The sequence below is a fragment of the Thermoanaerobacterium sp. RBIITD genome (genome assembly GCF_900205865.1).
Lineage (GTDB): Bacteria > Bacillota > Thermoanaerobacteria > Thermoanaerobacterales > Thermoanaerobacteraceae > Thermoanaerobacterium.
The window spans coordinates 998,825-1,016,424 of the sequence record NZ_LT906662.1 but is presented as its reverse complement, the minus strand read 5'-3'; the positions used below and the strand labels follow the sequence as shown (position 1 = coordinate 1,016,424).

The 17,600-nt window shown below is 34.1% G+C and carries 16 protein-coding genes and 1 other annotated feature; of the genes, 14 read left to right on the top strand and 2 right to left on the bottom strand.

Going from position 1 to position 17,600, the window contains the following annotated elements:
- Positions 1-34 precede the first annotated feature (34 nt).
- From CPG45_RS04745 to CPG45_RS04710, 9 genes are all read left to right on the top strand, one after another.
- On the top strand, positions 35-1,840 hold the full coding sequence (locus tag CPG45_RS04745; RefSeq protein ID WP_231969011.1) for a V-type ATP synthase subunit A: 1,806 nt from the start codon (positions 35-37) through the stop codon (positions 1,838-1,840).
- Positions 1,812-3,215 carry a V-type ATP synthase subunit B gene (locus CPG45_RS04740; RefSeq protein ID WP_096230861.1) on the top strand — a complete coding sequence of 468 codons (1,404 nt, stop codon included), beginning with the start codon at positions 1,812-1,814 and terminating at the stop codon, positions 3,213-3,215. Before CPG45_RS04745 ends, CPG45_RS04740 begins: the two co-directional genes overlap by 29 nt.
- Positions 3,216-3,346: 131 nt before the next feature.
- Positions 3,347-3,973, top strand: a complete 627-nt coding sequence (locus tag CPG45_RS04735; RefSeq protein WP_096230860.1) for a V-type ATP synthase subunit D — start codon at positions 3,347-3,349, stop codon at positions 3,971-3,973.
- A 189-nt stretch (positions 3,974-4,162) separates the two neighbouring features.
- On the top strand, positions 4,163-5,272 hold the full coding sequence (locus tag CPG45_RS04730; protein WP_096233476.1) for a sodium ion-translocating decarboxylase subunit beta: 1,110 nt from the start codon (positions 4,163-4,165) through the stop codon (positions 5,270-5,272).
- Between the two features lie 41 nt (positions 5,273-5,313).
- Positions 5,314-5,427 (top strand): OadG-related small transporter subunit, encoded by a 114-nt coding sequence (locus CPG45_RS17880; protein ID WP_255405139.1) that lies wholly within the window; start codon positions 5,314-5,316, stop codon positions 5,425-5,427.
- A 64-nt stretch (positions 5,428-5,491) separates the two neighbouring features.
- Positions 5,492-6,634, top strand: a complete 1,143-nt coding sequence (locus CPG45_RS04725) for a DNA polymerase IV (protein WP_096230859.1) — start codon at positions 5,492-5,494, stop codon at positions 6,632-6,634.
- Positions 6,635-6,649: 15 nt separating this feature from the next.
- Positions 6,650-8,017: an MATE family efflux transporter gene (locus CPG45_RS04720; protein WP_096230858.1), complete on the top strand. Its 1,368-nt coding sequence runs from the start codon at positions 6,650-6,652 to the stop codon at positions 8,015-8,017.
- A gap of 63 nt (positions 8,018-8,080) precedes the next feature.
- Entirely contained in the window at positions 8,081-8,587 is a 507-nt protein-coding gene (locus tag CPG45_RS04715) for a DUF6106 family protein (protein WP_096230857.1), read from the top strand.
- Between the two features lie 16 nt (positions 8,588-8,603).
- Positions 8,604-9,074: a tRNA (cytidine(34)-2'-O)-methyltransferase gene (locus tag CPG45_RS04710; RefSeq protein WP_096230856.1), complete on the top strand. Its 471-nt coding sequence runs from the start codon at positions 8,604-8,606 to the stop codon at positions 9,072-9,074.
- 64 nt (positions 9,075-9,138) lie between these two features.
- On the opposite strand, the gene aroF is transcribed toward CPG45_RS04710, so the two are convergent.
- Positions 9,139-10,143 carry a 3-deoxy-7-phosphoheptulonate synthase gene (gene aroF / locus CPG45_RS04705; RefSeq protein WP_096230855.1) on the bottom strand — a complete coding sequence of 335 codons (1,005 nt, stop codon included), beginning with the start codon at positions 10,141-10,143 and terminating at the stop codon, positions 9,139-9,141.
- 48 nt (positions 10,144-10,191) lie between these two features.
- Positions 10,192-10,423: a binding site (T-box leader), on the bottom strand.
- Between the two features lie 139 nt (positions 10,424-10,562).
- On the opposite strand from aroF, the gene CPG45_RS04700 reads away from it, so the two are divergent.
- The 4 genes from CPG45_RS04700 (at position 10,563) to CPG45_RS04685 (ending at position 15,308) form a co-directional block, all read left to right on the top strand.
- Complete coding sequence (locus CPG45_RS04700; protein ID WP_096233474.1) at positions 10,563-11,291, top strand: fumarylacetoacetate hydrolase family protein; 729 nt, start codon at positions 10,563-10,565, stop codon at positions 11,289-11,291.
- Between the two features lie 11 nt (positions 11,292-11,302).
- A complete protein-coding gene (locus CPG45_RS04695; RefSeq protein WP_096230854.1) occupies positions 11,303-11,599 on the top strand; it encodes a hypothetical protein in 297 nt (98 codons plus the stop codon).
- Between the two features lie 243 nt (positions 11,600-11,842).
- On the top strand, positions 11,843-13,105 hold the full coding sequence (larAH6, locus tag CPG45_RS04690) for a nickel-dependent malate racemase, LarAH6 family (protein WP_096230853.1): 1,263 nt from the start codon (positions 11,843-11,845) through the stop codon (positions 13,103-13,105).
- Between the two features lie 205 nt (positions 13,106-13,310).
- Positions 13,311-15,308 carry a methyl-accepting chemotaxis protein gene (locus CPG45_RS04685; RefSeq protein ID WP_096230852.1) on the top strand — a complete coding sequence of 666 codons (1,998 nt, stop codon included), beginning with the start codon at positions 13,311-13,313 and terminating at the stop codon, positions 15,306-15,308.
- 92 nt (positions 15,309-15,400) lie between these two features.
- Here CPG45_RS04685 and CPG45_RS04680 read toward each other — a convergent pair whose 3' ends face one another.
- Complete coding sequence (locus tag CPG45_RS04680; protein ID WP_157732333.1) at positions 15,401-16,762, bottom strand: phenylacetate--CoA ligase family protein; 1,362 nt, start codon at positions 16,760-16,762, stop codon at positions 15,401-15,403.
- 362 nt (positions 16,763-17,124) lie between these two features.
- Here CPG45_RS04680 and CPG45_RS16780 point away from each other — a divergent pair, with 362 nt between their 5' ends.
- Positions 17,125-17,271, top strand: a complete 147-nt coding sequence (locus CPG45_RS16780; protein ID WP_157732332.1) for a hypothetical protein — start codon at positions 17,125-17,127, stop codon at positions 17,269-17,271.
- The last annotated feature ends 329 nt before the right edge of the window (positions 17,272-17,600 follow it).

Below are 17,600 nucleotides of genomic sequence, written 5' to 3'. Positions count from 1 at the left end.
TTAGATAATGCATGCTGAAAGGATTGATGTTAAAATGGGAATGCTTGAAGGCAAGATATTTTATATAAATGGACCAGTCATAAAAGCTAAAAATATGAGGGGCTTTAAAATGAGAGAAATGGTCCTAGTCGGTGAAAAAAAGCTTATTGGTGAAATTATATCACTTGATGGAGATATTGCTACAATACAGGTCTATGAAGAAACATCTGGATTAAAAGCCGGTGAAAGTGTCATATCAACAGGAAAACCCCTTTCAGTAAAGCTTGGTCCCGGAATTATAGGCAATATTTTTGATGGCATCGAAAGACCCCTTTCAAAGATTTTTGAGACATCAAAGGGGTTCATACCGGAAGGCATAGGGCTTATTTCACTTGATACAGAGAAAAAATGGAATGTTGAGGTTTTAATAAAAGAAGGTGATGCCTTAAAAGCAGGCGATATATATGCAAAGATAAAAGAGACTTCTTTAATTACACATATGCTCATGGTTCCACCTGGCATAGGTGGAAAAGTCACCTTCGCCGAAAAAAGCGGCACATACAATATTGAGCATGTAATAGCTATTTTAAAAGATAATGACAAAGAATATAAGCTAAAACTTTATCAGGAATGGCCTGTCAGGACTCCAAGGCCGATTGAGAGAAGGATACCTATAAATAAATTGCTTGTTACTGGGCAAAGGATAATTGACACATTTTTCCCGCTTGCCAAAGGCGGGACAGCAGCAATACCGGGTGGCTTTGGGACAGGTAAGACAATTACACAGCATCAGTTGGCAAGGTGGAGTGATGCAGATTTAATAATATACATTGGATGTGGTGAGCGTGGCAATGAGATGACAGAAGTTCTTGAGGACTTTCCGGAGCTTAAGGACCCTTCATCAGGCAATCCTTTAATGGATAGGACAATACTAATTGCAAATACTTCAAACATGCCTGTTGCGGCCCGTGAAGCATCTATTTATACAGGAATAACCATTGCGGAGTATTTCAGGGACATGGGGTACAGCATAGCAATGATGGCCGATTCAACTTCTCGTTGGGCAGAAGCTTTGAGGGAAATAGCCGGAAGGCTTGAGGAAATGCCCGCAGAAGAAGGATATCCTGCATACCTTGCTTCAAGGTTAGCACAATTTTATGAAAGAGCAGGCTATGTAAAGAATTTAAATGGTACAGAAGGATCTATAACAATAATTGGTGCTGTATCACCTGCCAGCGGTGATTTTTCGGAACCTGTTACACAAAACACCAAAAGAGTTGTAGGGACATTTTTAGCACTTGATAGGGAATTAGCCCATGCAAGGCATTTTCCAGCGATAAACTGGTTATCATCATACAGTGGATATGTATCGATGTTGAGAGACTGGTACACTGAAAATGTATCAGAGGATATGCTAAAATTAAGGGAAAAGATGCTTGGAATACTTCAAGAAGAAAATAAATTGATGGAGATAGTAAAATTAGTAGGCGAAGATGTGCTTCCTGACGGTGAAAGGCTAATACTTGATATTTCGAAAATAATCAAGGTGGGTTACTTACAGCAAAATGCATACAACAGCATGGATACCTATGTTTCACCACAAAAACAGTATAAGATGCTTAAAACCATAGATATTCTGTATGAGAGTGCATTAAAATGTGTCAAGAAGGGAATTCCATTATCAAAGGTTCACAATGAGAAAATATTCAATGAAGTCATTATGATGAAGTACAACGCAAGGGAAGACGATGATGAGTATTTTAGCAATATGAATAAGGAAATAGATGATTACTATAATTCCCTTGAAATGATGTATGAAGAAGGTGCAGAAAATGAAGATAAGGTATCTCAAGCTAAATGAAGTGAGGGGACCTCTTATAGTCATCGATGGTGTCAATGATGCTGCATATGACGAAATGGTGGAGCTTGATATAGAAGGTGAAGGGCGCAAAAGAGGCAAAGTTGTGCAAATAGATGGCGATAAGATAATTATTCAGGTTTTTGAAGGTACATCAGGTTTTTCCCTTGATAACTGTTCATTAAGTTTTGCTGGGAAACCCATGAGGATACAACTATCACGGGACATCCTCGGGAGAGTTTTCAATGGTATAGCAGAGCCTATCGATGGTGCAGGTGAGATTTATTCTGATGTTACATATGATATAAATGGAAGGCCGATGAATCCTGTTGCAAGGAAGTATCCAAGAAATTATATTGAAACTGGAATATCCGCAATAGACGGCTTATCGACGTTGATAAGAGGGCAGAAACTGCCGATTTTCTCTGGTGATGGACTGCCACACAATGAGCTTGCAGCGCAGATCGTTAGGCAAGCTCGTATTTCGGAAGAAAGTGGAAATTTTGTAATAGTCTTTGCGGCTATGGGAATAAAACATGACGAAGCGGATTTCTTTAGGAAGAACTTTGAGGAATCGGGTGTTCTTGAGAGAGTTGTTATGTACATGAATTTAGCAGATGACCCTGTTGTAGAGAGAATAATAACTCCAAGATGTGCACTTACGGCGGCGGAATATTTAGCATTTGAACTTGGTATGCACGTCCTTGTAATTATGACAGATATGACAAGTTACTGTGAGGCATTAAGAGAGATATCTTCCTCAAGGGAGGAAGTGCCATCGAGAAAGGGCTATCCAGGATATATGTATTCAGATCTTGCAAGCCTATACGAAAGGGCAGGAATGTTAAAGGAAGACATAAATGAGGGGAAATCTGGCAGTATAACGCAGATACCGATACTTACAATGCCAAATGATGATATAACACATCCTGTCCCAGACCTTACAGGCTATATAACAGAAGGTCAGATAGTATTAAGCAGGGATCTATTTCAAAAGGGAGTATATCCGCCTATCAATGTTCTTCCATCATTGTCAAGGCTCATGAAGGATGGAATAGGAAAGGACTACACTAGAGAAGACCATTCAGATGTTGCAAATCAGATATTTTCAGCTTATTCATATGTACAGGAAGTGAGAGCATTAGCACAGGTAATAGGTGAAGATGAGCTTTCAGAAATTGATAAGAAGTACATGGAATTCGGGCGGCAGTTTGAAGAAAATTTTGTAAGACAAGGCTTTGATGAAAATAGAAACATAATAGAAACCCTTGATATAATGTGGAAGCTTTTATCAATATTGCCTGAATCAGAGCTTAATAGAGTCAATCCAGATTTTATAAAGAAGTATTATAATGCATATACTACAATGTCTTTCTGATGTTAGGGAAGTTTTAATAAGAATGTCATAGATAAAGACGTGACACCATATAAGAATATCAGAGATTCTTCAAGCACTTAGAATGATATAAAAGGGAAAAACTCTCCTTTAGGAAAGGAATGTAATCTGATATGGAAGAAAACATAGCACCGACACGGTCAAATCTGATGGCTGCACAAAATGCACTGGAATTTTCCACGAAAGGGTTTGAGCTTCTAGATAAGAAGCGCAATGTCTTAATAAGAGAAATGATGTCCCTCATGGACGAAGCCAAGGAAATACAGTTAAAAGTCCATGTCGTCTTTAAAGAAGCGTATGAAGCACTTCAAATTGCCAATATTACGATGGGTATAACAAATGTATATGAAGTGGCAAAATCAATTCCAGATACAACCGATTTTACTATATTGACAAGAAGTGTTATGGGAGTTGAGATACCACAGATAAGATACAAAAAGGAAGATTTAGATCTGTATTACAGCTTTTACCATACAAATACAGCCCTTGATATAGCAGTTAAAAAATTTCAAGAGGTTAAGTATCTATTATATAGGCTTGCTGAAGTCGAAGACTCTTCATACAAACTTGCGATGGAGATAAAGAAGACTCAGAAAAGGGCAAATGCACTTAAGAATATACAGATACCTAAGTATAAAGGGATTGTAAAGACGATAAGCGAAGTGTTGGAAGAAAAAAACAGGGAAGACTTTTTTAGATTGAAGATTGTTAAAAGGAAATTAAGCGCGAAAAAAGGTTGATTATATAAATTTTTGTGTAGTATAATATTGTATATTAAGGGGAGTAGCTTACCAAAGATGGTTAAGCCGTTCGACAGCACGGATATAATCCCGGGCGGCTTTTTAAGTAGCAAGACCTTGATAGCTTTGTGCTATTTTGGTTTTGCTTATTTTTTTATGCAATTAACTAAAGAAAATGGGAGGTCTAATATGAATTATCTATATCAAGGAATAATAAATATCACGTGGCAAAATATCATAATGTATGTCATAGGCATCGCATTAATCTATTTAGCGATAAAAAAAGACTATGAGCCTATGCTTTTATTGCCAATAGGTTTTGGCACCATTCTTGCAAATTTGCCCCTTTCCTCCGTCATTGGCAAAGATGGCTTTCTTTCAATATTGTATAATGCCGGAATAAAAACTGAATTATTCCCGATACTCATATTTATAGCTGTTGGTGCTATGGTTGATTTTACACCACTTTTAGAGCAGCCCTTTATGATATTTTTTGGTGCTGCAGCACAATTCGGAATATTTATGACGATTATTATTGCTGAATGGGCGGGCTTCAGCTTAAAAGAAGCTGCATCAATCGGAATTATAGGTGCTGCCGACGGTCCAACCTCAATCTACGTATCAAACCTTTTTGCACCAAAATTATTAGGACCGATTTCTGTTGCGGCGTATTCTTACATGGCACTCGTACCTATAATACAGCCATTTGTTATAAGATTAATAACAACTCAAAATGAGCGAAGAATACGTATGAATCTAAACTTAAGTAAAGTCTCAAAAAAAGTACGAATTGCATTTCCAATTATTGTTACATTTGCATCAGGTATACTAGTTCCAATGAGTATTTCATTAATTGGACCATTGATGTTTGGCAATATCATAAGGGAAAGCGGCGTACTTGAGAGGCTTTCAAAAACAGCTCAGAATGAACTTGCAAATCTTGTCACATTATTGCTCGGTATAACAATAGGTGCTACAATGACGGCGGATAAATTTTTGACGCCAATGACATTGCTTATCTTTGCTATGGGATTACTTGCGTTTATATTTGATACAGCTGGCGGAGTTATATTCGCAAAAATACTCAATATATTTTTGAAGAAAAAAGTTAATCCGATGGTAGGTGCAGCAGGTATATCAGCATTTCCGATGTCAGCCCGTGTAATACAAAAGATGGCGCAAAAAGAGGATCCATCGAATTTCATACTAATGCAGTCAGTCGCGGCAAATGTGGCAGGACAATTAGGATCTGTTATTGCCGGTGGAATTGTTATAGCTATTGTAAGCTCAATGATATAGAATAGATTGATAAAAAAAAGATAACTAAAGGGGATGAAATTATGCTTCAAGCATTTAAACTAATGATATACGGCATGCCAATGACATTTATTACGCTTTTCATATTTTATATTGTAATAAAATTCATGATGAAATTTTTAGGAGAAGAGAAATAACCATTAAGGGGATTTTGGTTCTAATTATAAATATGCTATAATAAAAATTATGAGGGAATATATTATGAAACACCAAAAAATAATCCATGTTGACATGGATGCTTTTTTTGCCTCTGTAGAACAGCATGACAATCCAAAACTTAAAGGGAAGCCGGTAATAATTGGTGGGCTTTTTGGTAGAGGTGTTGTATCAACATGTTCATATGAAGCGAGAAAATATGGTGTTCATTCAGCTATGCCGATGTATATGGCAAAAAATCTTTGCCCGCAGGGAATATTTATGCCTGTTAGGTTTGAACGCTATAGGGAGGTTTCAAAAAACATTTTTAGTATTTTATATGAAGTAACAGATATCATTGAACCTCTATCGATCGATGAGGCGTACTTGGACGTTTCAAATATCGACAAAGATCCAGAAGATATTGCCAAGGAAATAAAAGAAAAAGTAAAAACAACCACTGGATTAACTATATCTGCGGGTGTTTCATACAATAAATTTTTAGCAAAGATAGCATCTGATTGGAATAAACCAGATGGTTTAATGGTTATAACGGAAGATATGATTCCAGATATATTGAGGCCGCTTCCTGTTTCTAAAGTATATGGGATAGGAGAAAAATCTGCAGAAAAGCTTAAAAAAATAGGCATTGAGAAAGTTGATGACTTATTAAAACTCAGCGAAGAAGAACTTAAGAATATATTCGGGAAATATGGCAAAGAGATATTTGAAAGAATCAGGGGTATTGATGAAAGGCCCGTCCAAGTCTATAGAGAGACGAAATCCATAGGTAAGGAAACGACGCTTAAAAAAGATACTAATGACATAAATCTTTTATTAAACTATATAAAGGAATTTTCAAAAACAATATCATCAGAACTGAAAGAAGAAAAATTGTATTGTAGAACAGTAACTGTGAAAATAAAAACGGCAAGCTTTATGACACATACAAGAAGTAAGACTTTAAATGAATATATTGATTCATTCAAAGATATATATAATGTCGCCTTTTTTATTTTAAAAGAAATGAAGCTTTATGAACCGATAAGACTAATTGGCTTATCTGTTTCAAACTTAAGCTTAAACAAGGTAAAACAATTATCACTCTTTGATGAAGATATAATGAAAAATATAAAAATAGATAAAATAGCAAGTGAAATTAATAAAAAATTAGGCGGATATTTCATAAAAAAAGGGAGCGAGATTTAATTGTGGGGGTTACAAATGGAAAGAGGCGAACATAGAGTAAGTTTGCAAAAAGAAGTACTAGAATTAGCATGGCCTTCCATCATAGAACAGATGCTTATAATGATGGTTGGTATGATATCAACAATATATGTAGGACATATAAGTACAGCTGCGATAGCAGCAGTAGGAATGATAAATTCACTTGTATTTTTCTTTCAGGCTATTTTTGCGGGGTTATCGACAGGTTCTACAGTAATAGTTGCAAGACTTATAGGAGAAGAGGATGACAAAGAAGCAAGACTTGCAGTTATGCAGTCACTTATAATGTGCATTTTTATATTTATATGCTTTACTGTATTTGGATATATTTTAGCAGTACCACTTATAAAGGCATTTTTTGGAACTGTATCAAAAGAAGTATTTGATTTAGGACTTTTATATTATAGGATTGTATTACTCGGTATGCCTTTTGTAATAATTGATATAGTCCTCGGTGGTGCATTAAGAGGTGCCGGCGATACAAGGACACCTATGTATATAACGGCAACAATAAATATAATAAGCCTTATTTTAAACAGCCTTTTGGTTTTTGGCGTACATTTTGGTGGCCATGTATATATACCGGCATATGGAGTAAAAGGATCGGCATTGGCTGTCACAATAGCGAGGGTAATAGGTGGTTTTATACAGCTTTATGTTCTTTACTTCGGCAAAAGGAAAATTAACCTCGACATAAGGGAAAAGATAAGACTTGATTTTGGTATGATGATGCGCATAATCAGAGTCGGAATACCCGCTTCATTAGAGCAGCTTATAATGCAAGGTGGCTTTCTTGTTATGCAAGTTATAGTATCTACAATGGGTACTGCATCGATTGCTGTATATCAGATAGGTATGAATGCAAATAGTCTCGCCTTTATGCCAATATTTGGGTTCCAATTAGCTGCAACAAGCCTTGTTGGCAGAAGCCTCGGTGCAAGAAGGATATTATTAGCCGAGACATATGGTAAGTTATCTAATAAGATAGCTGTAAAAGTAATAACTGTTATCGGTATCTTGATGTTTATATTTGCAAGGCAACTTGCTGCTTTATATTCATCAGATCCGGAAGTTATAAGGATGGGGTCTGTTGTAATCAGGATATTTGCCGCTATTGAGCCTATGCTGGCGATAATGAATGTATTATCAGGTATTTTAAGAGCTGCAGGAGACCTTTTGTATATAGTGCTGACAGCCTTTGTAGGTTTATGGTTATTTAGAGTAGCAATAGGATATACGCTTGGTAAGATATTTGCAATGGGTGTCTACGGAATTTGGATCGGTATATGCTTTGATTTTGTTGCTCGTTCTCTCATGTATTCATATAGATTTAAACAGGGTAAGTGGAAATATATGAAGGTTTAAAATGTTGTAAATGAATAACGTCGTGATATAATAATATTAAGCTATAAAAAGAGGTGGAATATTGTGGATATTTTTATTGAAAAGCTTGTTAAAAGGCAGAAGACATCTAAGGATACATGGACTGTAGTCGGATTAATTTTGGCTGCAATAATAGTTGTATTTTTTATAATACCTATGATTCCTATAGTTAAAAATTTTATATTATTTTTTATATTAGCAATACCTTTTTTTGCTTATTTTGTAATAAGATCGAGAAATATAGAATACGAATACGCATTTACAAATGGTGAATTAGATGTTGATAAGATAATTGCAGAAAGTAGAAGAAAAAAAATCTTAAGTATTGATTGCAAAGATTTTGAAATCGCAGCGAAATTAAATAGTGATGAATATACAAATGAGTACAAAAATATACCGAACAGGATTGAAGCAGTGAGCAGTATGAGTTCACCAGATGTATATTTTGCCGTATTTGAAAATAACGGCAAAAGAACTATACTGTTTTTTGAGCCCAATGATAGAATGATAGACGCAATGTGGCGGTATATACCAAGAAAGTTTTTCAAATAAACTGGGGGAATATAAAATGGCATTAAACATAGTATTAGTTGAACCTGAGATACCGCAGAATACAGGCAATATAGCTCGTACATGTGTCCTGACCGGCTCAAAACTACACTTAGTTAGACCACTTGGATTTTCACTGAGAGAAAAATATTTAAAAAGATCTGGACTTGATTATTGGCCATATCTTGATGTAAAAGTATATGATAACATAAAGGAGTTCCTTGAGGCGACAAAAGGCAGCAAGTATTATCTATCGACTACAAAGGGAAAACATTTTTATCACGAAGTAGTATATGAGGATAACTCATACATACTTTTCGGAAAGGAATCTGCTGGCCTTCCAGCATGGCTTAGAGAAGAATACGCGGATGACTGCATCAGGATACCTATGAATGAAGTAAAAGCAGATAGATCTCTAAACCTCTCTAATTCCGTAGCAATAGTGGTATATGAAGCACTTCGGCAGCTCAACTTCCCAAACATGTATTAAAAAAGAAAGTCCCAAATAAGGGACGGCTCAATCCAATATCAAATGAAATAACTGTTTCTCGATTTCATTTTAATGCTGTCAAAATCTTATTTACTTCTTTACATACCATATCAAATTCAACAGGTGTAAGTGATTGTGCACCATCTGATAGTGCTTCATTTGGATGTGGATGTACTTCTACAATAAGGCCGTCTGCTCCAACGGCAGCAGCAGCTCTTGATAAAGGCGCTATAAGGTCACGCCTTCCTGTTCCATGGCTCGGGTCTACTATGACAGGGAGATGTGAGAGATTCTTAACCGCTGCAACGGCATTTAGATCAAGTGTATTTCTCGTATATGTCTCAAAAGTGCGTATGCCTCTTTCACACAATATAATATTGGGATTTCCTTCTTTCATGATATATTCTGCTGCATTAAGCCATTCCTCTATTGTAGATGATAACCCGCGCTTTAAAAGAACGGGCATATTTGATTTGCCTATTTCCTTTAAAAGCTCGAAATTTTGCATGTTTCTTGAACCAACCTGCAATATATCAGCATACTGTGATACTTTTTCTATATGTGAACTACTTACTATTTCTGTAATGGTGACCATTCCCGTCTCATTGCCAACTTCATGCAAAATTTTTAGTCCTTCTTCTTCAAGGCCTTGAAATGAATATGGAGATGTTCTTGGCTTGTATGCGCCACCTCTTAATACTTTTGCACCCGATTTTTTGACAGCCTTTGCGGCTTCCAACATTTGTTCATAACTTTCTACGGCACAAGGACCTGCCATAATGACAAATTCTCCCCCGCCAACATATACATCCTTGATTTTTACAACTGTATTATCCGGTTTTGCAGATCTGCTTACAAGTTTATATGGTGATGATATTCTTACAACATCATATACGCCCGCCATTGTTGAAATAGGCTTATCCTCTAAGACTTCAACATTGCCTATGACTCCGATTATGGACCTCTCAGCACCATTTACTACATGTGTTGTCAAATTAAATTTTTTCACATATTCACAAACTCTTTCGATATCTTCATTTGTAGCAGTTTCCTTCATAATAATTACCATAAAATCAACCCCTTTACATATATTTTGTGATAAAAAAAATCTCTCATCCAAAAGGACGAGGGACTTCCCGCGGTACCACCTTTATTAACCTTAATCGGTTCACTTCAAGAGTACTAACATACTCCCTTCCTTTTAACGGTAGAAGCTTCCGGCATCACCTACTTAAATTTCAGCTTGCAACTCAAGAGGGAACTTCAATATGCTTAAAATATCCGGCTCACACCAACCCGGACTCGCTAAAATTCACGGCATATCTACTTTCCTCTGTCATAGTTTTTAACTAAATTATTGTAAATATAATATAATAAAAATCTCAATATGTCAATATAATTTTTCAATTTAACGCGATAAAATGATTTTTACATTAAATATATATTATGCTAAAATATCATTATAGAATTAGAAGGGAGTGTGTGATTGTGAGGATTGTAAGAGTAGACAACACTTTTAAAGAGTATGGTGTAATCGTTGGAGATAGCGTAGTTATGATTAATGGTCATAGAATACTAAATGTAGAACTTAAAGAAACAAAACTTTTATCGCCATGTGAAATAACGAAAGCTGTCTGTGTTGGCTTAAATTATGGCGACCATATCGAAGAAATGGGGGACAAGCGCCCAGATGAACCGACATTATTTATAAAGCCAGCAACGGCAGTTATTGGACCGAATGACTACATAATAAGACCGCAGATGTCAGAAAGAGTTGACTATGAAGGAGAACTTGCGGTTGTCATAAAAGACACTGCAAAAAATGTTCCCGAAAAAAGAGCATTAAACTATGTATTAGGATATACTATTGCAAATGATGTTACAGCAAGAGACTTGCAGTCAAAAGATGGACAGTGGACTAGAGCGAAATCCTTTGACACATTTTTACCTTTAGGACCATGGATTGAAACTGATTTAGATCCTTCAAACCTTGAAATAAAGACATATGTCAATGGCATATTAAAACAGCACAGCAATACAAAACACCTTATTTTCAGCGTTCCAAAGCTTATATCATTCATATCACATGTTATGACATTAAATCCAGGTGATGTAATACTTACTGGCACGCCATCTGGTGTCGGTCCATTAGATGCTGGTGATGAAGTCACTATAGAAATCGAAGGAATAGGAAAATTGACAAACAAAGTAAAGTAAAGAAGATTTTCATGAAGCTAATTTTTTGTGGTGGAGCAAATGAAGTAGGCGCCTTATGTTACCTTATAAAAATATATGGTAAAAATATTTTGCTTGACTGTGGTATAAGGATGTCCTCAAGTAAGGACAATCTTCTAGATTTTCAACTTAATAAGAGAAGGATGTTTTTATACCATGCCGTTTTGGAATCTGAACTAAGTAAAACAAAAGATGACGGTGCTATGGAAGTTAATCAGATGCTATCACTTATTGACGAATATTTTAGTTCCGAATCAAGGCTTATAAAAAAGGCGCGAGATTTGATGTAAGATAGTTCTTTTGTATTTTAATTTTTATTGCGAAAGAAAAATATTCTGATAAATTTAAAGAATTTGAAGATAGAACAGGCTGGAGAGCGAAGATTAATGATAATGTCAATACATCAGCTATAAATGATGTATTATATAAATTGATGCCGGATGTTCCAACATTAAACAAAATAAGTGACAGCTTTTATGATATGACAGGCTTTAAATTAAGATGAATTATATAGCAAGAAAGGATAGTAATATATGAAAGACGATAAATATAAAGATGTCTTACTTAAATATGGCAAAGAAACAGTATCTGTAAAACTCGATAAAGAGATGTGTAATGTCCTTTATCCAGAAGATTTACCAGGTGTCTATGATCCACAAAAAGAAGTTATTGATTCGATTGAAAATCCTATAGGTTCACCATCGCTTAAAGATATGGCAAAGGGTAAAAGGGATGTAGTAATACTTGCCAGCGACATAACACGTCCATCGCCGTCAAATATTATGGTACCGCCAATAGTTGATGAATTAAATAAAGCAGGAATACCTGATGAAAGTATAAAGGTCGTTTTTGGTTTAGGATACCACAGAAAACAAACAGAAGAAGAAAAAAAGAAGCTTGTTGGTGAAGATATATTAAAGAGGGTAAGATGTATTGACCATGATATAAATGATTGTGTATATGTAGGAACAACAAAAAGGGGAACGCCTGTTGAGGTATTTCGTGAAGTATATGATGCAGACTTTGTTATCGCAACAGGTAACCTCGAGCTACATTATAAAGCAGGCTATAGCGGTGGCTATAAAGCATTGTTACCAGGCGTATGCAGCAAAAACACAATTGAGAAAAATCATATCTTGATGTTTTCAAATGGTGCAATGCCAGGTAAAATCGATGGAAATCCAATGAGGGAAGACATTGAAGAAGGTGGCAAACTTGCAGGTGTTGATTTTATAGTTAATGCCGTTTTAAACAGCCATAAAGAAATAGTAAAGGTTGTTGCAGGTGATCCTGTTAGAGCACATAGAGAAGGTGCTAAATACATCGATAAAATGTATAAGAGGGTAATATCTGAAAAGGCGGATATAGTAATAGCCTCATGCGGAGGGTATCCAAAAGATATAAACCTCTATCAAGCACAAAAAGGCCTTGATAATGCCGCGTATTCTGTAAAAGACGGCGGAACGATCATTTTAGTTGCAGAATGCATTGAGGGGCTTGGTGAAAAACTTTTTTCAGATTGGATGGTTAATGCTTCATGCCCTGATGAACCATTAAAGTGGATTAAAGAGGAATTCAGGCTTGGAGCTCATAAAGCAGCTGTTATATGTGAGGTGCTAAAAAGAGCTGAAATATACCTTGTTTCATCGCTTGACCGAGATTTTACTGAAAAAATATTTTTTAAATATGCCAAAACTGTACAAGATGCACTTGATGAGGCACTGAAAAAACATGAAGATGGCGCAAAAATACTTGTCATACCATATGCAAATTCGACACTGCCATATGTAGAATAGATAGAAGTTAATGAAGTGCATCTTATATACTGCTGAGCATTTTATATTAGATACAATCCAACTAGTAAACAGGTGATTTAAAATCAAATATGATCATCTGTTTTTTTATCACATGATTATCTTTCTAAATTATATTAAAAGTGTTATAATATTGGTGCAAGCATTTGCATAATCAATAGTAAACAAATGAAGAGGAGAGTTAATTATGTTTTTAACGAAGAACCTTTTTTCAAAATTATTAACCTTTATATTAATAATAATAATTTTCCCTTTAACTATTGCAGGATATTTATCAACTGAAAAATCTAAAACCATACTTAAGAACAACATAATTTCTGCAAATAATGATATATTTAATCTTATAGACAACAATGTAAACATTTTTAAGTATAGTGCCGAATCACAGATAAATATTTTAGCTGCTTCTGATAATATAATAAATTATAACAAAGGAAATTTTGATCAAGATAAGAAAAATTTACAAACGTTTTTTCAAAATATAATAACAACAAACAAAAAAATATCTTTAATATATTTAGCAACACCAGATAAAAAATTGATTAGAACGCCGGATATACCAATTAGTGGAGATTATGATCCCACTAAGCAAAAATGGTTCACCGAAGCCATAAAAAATCCAGATAAAGTAATATGGTCGGGGCCATACAGTGATAATAATACAAACGCGGGTGTAATAACATTATCAAAAGCTGTAAGAAACCCACAGTTTGATATAGTAGGTGTTATTGCAATTGATATAAATTTTGATTCATTATCTACAATTATTTCAAACATAAAAATAGGAAAGACAGGTGAAGTATCTCTAATATCAGATAATGGGTATATAATAGCAAACAAAAATAATAAACTATTATATACTAATGTAAATAAATTAAGTTACGGTAAAAAATTATTGGCATTAAATGATAAAACAATTGATTATTTTGACAATGCTGTGCAAAAGTTTGCATCTATACATAAATTAAAAGACTTTGGATGGAAAGCTGTTATAAATATGAATACTTCGGAATTAAATGAAAATGTATCAAAAATAAAATACAGTATAATTCTGATAAGTATTGTATGTATTATTATTGGACTCCTATTTGCATCAATATTTACTAAAAGAATAACTTTAAATATTGAAAAGTTAAATAAAATAATGCGAAAGGCCTCATCAGGTGATTTAACAGAAATGTTATCAATCAAATCAAATGATGAGATAGGCTCTTTATCAAAAAGCTATAATATAATGATAAATGGAATAAAGTCACTTATAGATAATATAAGTAAAATATCATCATCTATAAATACTATATCAAAAAACCTCGAGAATTCTTCCGGACAAGTATCGCTGTCCATGCAGGATGTGTCAAAAGCTATCCAACAGATTGCAGAAGGAGCCTCGAGCCAGTCGAAAAATGCACAAAATAGTGCTGAATCCGCATCAAATCTTGGAAAACTTATAGACGGATCAATAGATGATGTAAAAGACATATTTGGTGAAATAAATAATGTAAATGAGATATCAAAATCAGGAATGGATATTATCAATGACCTGACAGATAAAACACGCCTTAGCATTGACTCTAATAACAATGTCAAAAGTTCTACTATATTGTTAAAGAAAAAGTCAAACCAGATTGGGGAAATAGTAGATACAATAAAACGCATGGCAGATCAAACAAACTTGCTGTCTTTAAATGCGGCAATAGAAGCTGCGAGAGCTGGTGAAAGTGGTAAAGGATTTGCCGTTGTAGCCGACGAAGTAAGAAAATTAGCATATCAATCATCAGATGCTGCAAAAAGAATAGCTTCATTGATTATAGAAATACAAAAAGATATAGAAGAAACTGTTAAGAAAGTTGAATACTCCAATATTATAGCAAATGAGCAAAGTAATTCAGTTTATAATACAAAAGAGATGTTTGAAAGCATAAAAGAAGCGGTGAGATTCGTAATGGAAAAGATTGATGGGCTTAATAAATCACTGAAAGGGATTGAGAAAAATAAAAATTCCATAGTCAATACGATACAAGATATAGCTGCAGTATCTCAGGAAACAGCCGCGTCCATTGAAGAGGTATCGGCAACATCAATAGAGCAAGCGGCAATTGTAGAGGGACTTGCAAAAATTGCAAATCAATTAAAAGAATATGCAGACATACTTATGGAATCTGTTAAAAAATTTAGAATAGAATAAATGACATAACCATTAAAGTACAGTATTGACAGTTAGCAGTTCAATGGGCGCATTTATGGGCTTTTTAATTCAGCCCGAGCTGAATAAATATGCTAAAAGTCCCTTACGACAAGTTTGCATTTTCCACTATGAGAGTCGATAGGAATTCTGTCGACTCTTTTTATTGTATATCTAATGCCCGTTAAGCTCTTTTTATTCAGGATTTTCCTGATGTTATCACTGAATTTATTTGATACAGTATCAAAATCCGCTCCATTGCTAATTTCAATGTCAACCTCAAAATCCTTATACGAATGCTGTATGAATTGATATTTTATGATTCCATCGATATTTATATCATCAATGATTAAGGGATGCAAAAAATCCTTCTTACCTTTGTCATTTATAAACCACATCATGTCTTCATTTCTCCCGGAAATCCCATTGATTTTTGTAAATGGCAGATATTCATTTGCATTCCTTTCTTTAGCCAATGCAATGTCAGTAAGCTTATATCTTATCAAAGGTTGAGTGAAATTATATAGAGATGTTAAATATATGCAATTACCATTTGCTTCTACATAATTTATATCATCGAATATATAAAATCCATCATATTTCTTCCTTCCGAGACCTATTATCAAAGATTCCGATGAACCATAAAGATCAAAAATATCGGTATTAAAGACGGACTCAAAATAATCTCTGAGTTCTTTTGTGAGGGGTTCTCCACATGATACAACACGGAATATATCAAAGGAAAGTCCGTTTTCCCTTATCATATCGCAGAGAATTTTTATTGCAGAAGGGTAACCAATAATAACCCTTGGCATAAAACTTACGACTTTGTCATACCACTCGTCGAGGGGAATATTTATATTTAAAAGCATAGGATTAAAACCAAAACCACTTATTCCACTACTAGCAGCCATCACACCTGCAAATCTGCCTTCTGTTGCTGCGATATACAAAACATTGAGATTTCTAAAACCTTCTATCAAAAACTTTTTTACGCCTATTTCAGATATTACATCACGTATGCGAATTTCTCCTTTACAAGCCCTAAATGCAGCAGCTAATACATATTCCCAAGCTTTTTTGTCGTAAACAAAAATAGTAGGTGTGCCAGTGCTTCCAGAGGAGTGAATGATAGTATATTTTCCGAGAAATTTCTTATTGCTTACATCGTCGTTTTTTATGAACTCTTCTATATTATGCTTACTAAGATTCTTATCAGTAACAATATCATCAAAGTTTTCTATGAAAATGCTTTTATCTATTGGTGGCAAATTTTCTATAGGAATATACGCAAGGTCACTTTTCTTAATGCCGTTATCATTATAGTAATTATGGTAAAATTTCGAATGTGTATAGGCATGTCTTAGAAGCTTTCTGAATTTCTTTTCCCTTATTTTTAGAATATCTTCATGTGAAAGGTCATAATTTTTATTAAGGATGAATGTATTATATATCATATTAATATATCCCATTATTATCACCATTTTTATTTAATCATATATATAATTATATTCATTACAGTGAATAATTGTCAATAAAAATTAAGCAGACGGTATTCAACCCTATTACGCTTGTTATTTTTTTGCTAACATTTCATCTTTATAACATACAAATAATATTCTACTATTATAAATATTTAAGTCAATATAATTTCTTCTCAAAGTCTGAATAAAGCCTATGGTGAAGCATAGAATGAGTATAATATTTAGAGTATTTCTATTACAGATTATATAAAAAGTTGTTATAAATAAGATAGAAAAAGGTAACGAGGCGAAGTGATTGAGGAATAAAGAATATAGATGTAATAAAAATTTATAATTTGACAATAACGATGGCAAGCAATAGCAATTCTGAAAAAATGATAGAACATATCAAAAGATATCAAGGTGTAGCAATAAAAAATCTAAATGAAGGAATATACTATATAAGAGAAGACATAAAAACACAGATAATAGTAATAGATTGAGTTACCAAGTAAAGTAAATAGATTTATAAGATTATTAAAAAGAAAATGAACATAAATGAAGAAATAAGAATGCTACTAAAAGATTATGCAGAGAACCAAAAAGATAAAGATATGAAATGCTAATGAATGTTATAGCAGAAACAAATGCTAAGCAGTTGATAGAGGTGATAAAATTGATTACAAGTTAATATTGTTGGTAATGCCAATAAGTGCGGATAAAAGAGGCATGTTAAGAAAAATAGCTATCGCCTATGGTTATGACATTATAAATGCCAATTTGAGGTTGCCGGAAAAATTGATAAATATACCATTTAGCGATAGATGTTTTT

Coding starts and splice junctions, on each gene's coding strand:
- CPG45_RS04695 (WP_096230854.1), top strand. CDS start 11,303: ATGAAGCTAATTTTTTGTGGTGGAGCAAATGAAGTAGGCGCCTTATGT.
- aroF (WP_096230855.1), bottom strand. CDS start 10,143: ATGGTAATTATTATGAAGGAAACTGCTACAAATGAAGATATCGAAAGA.
- CPG45_RS04710 (WP_096230856.1), top strand. CDS start 8,604: ATGGCATTAAACATAGTATTAGTTGAACCTGAGATACCGCAGAATACA.
- CPG45_RS04735 (WP_096230860.1), top strand. CDS start 3,347: ATGGAAGAAAACATAGCACCGACACGGTCAAATCTGATGGCTGCACAA.
- CPG45_RS17880 (WP_255405139.1), top strand. CDS start 5,314: ATGCTTCAAGCATTTAAACTAATGATATACGGCATGCCAATGACATTT.
- CPG45_RS04685 (WP_096230852.1), top strand. CDS start 13,311: ATGTTTTTAACGAAGAACCTTTTTTCAAAATTATTAACCTTTATATTA.
- CPG45_RS04720 (WP_096230858.1), top strand. CDS start 6,650: ATGGAAAGAGGCGAACATAGAGTAAGTTTGCAAAAAGAAGTACTAGAA.
- CPG45_RS04730 (WP_096233476.1), top strand. CDS start 4,163: ATGAATTATCTATATCAAGGAATAATAAATATCACGTGGCAAAATATC.
- CPG45_RS04725 (WP_096230859.1), top strand. CDS start 5,492: ATGAAACACCAAAAAATAATCCATGTTGACATGGATGCTTTTTTTGCC.
- CPG45_RS04740 (WP_096230861.1), top strand. CDS start 1,812: ATGAAGATAAGGTATCTCAAGCTAAATGAAGTGAGGGGACCTCTTATA.
- CPG45_RS04680 (WP_157732333.1), bottom strand. CDS start 16,762: ATGATATATAATACATTCATCCTTAATAAAAATTATGACCTTTCACAT.
- CPG45_RS04745 (WP_231969011.1), top strand. CDS start 35: ATGGGAATGCTTGAAGGCAAGATATTTTATATAAATGGACCAGTCATA.
- larAH6 (WP_096230853.1), top strand. CDS start 11,843: ATGAAAGACGATAAATATAAAGATGTCTTACTTAAATATGGCAAAGAA.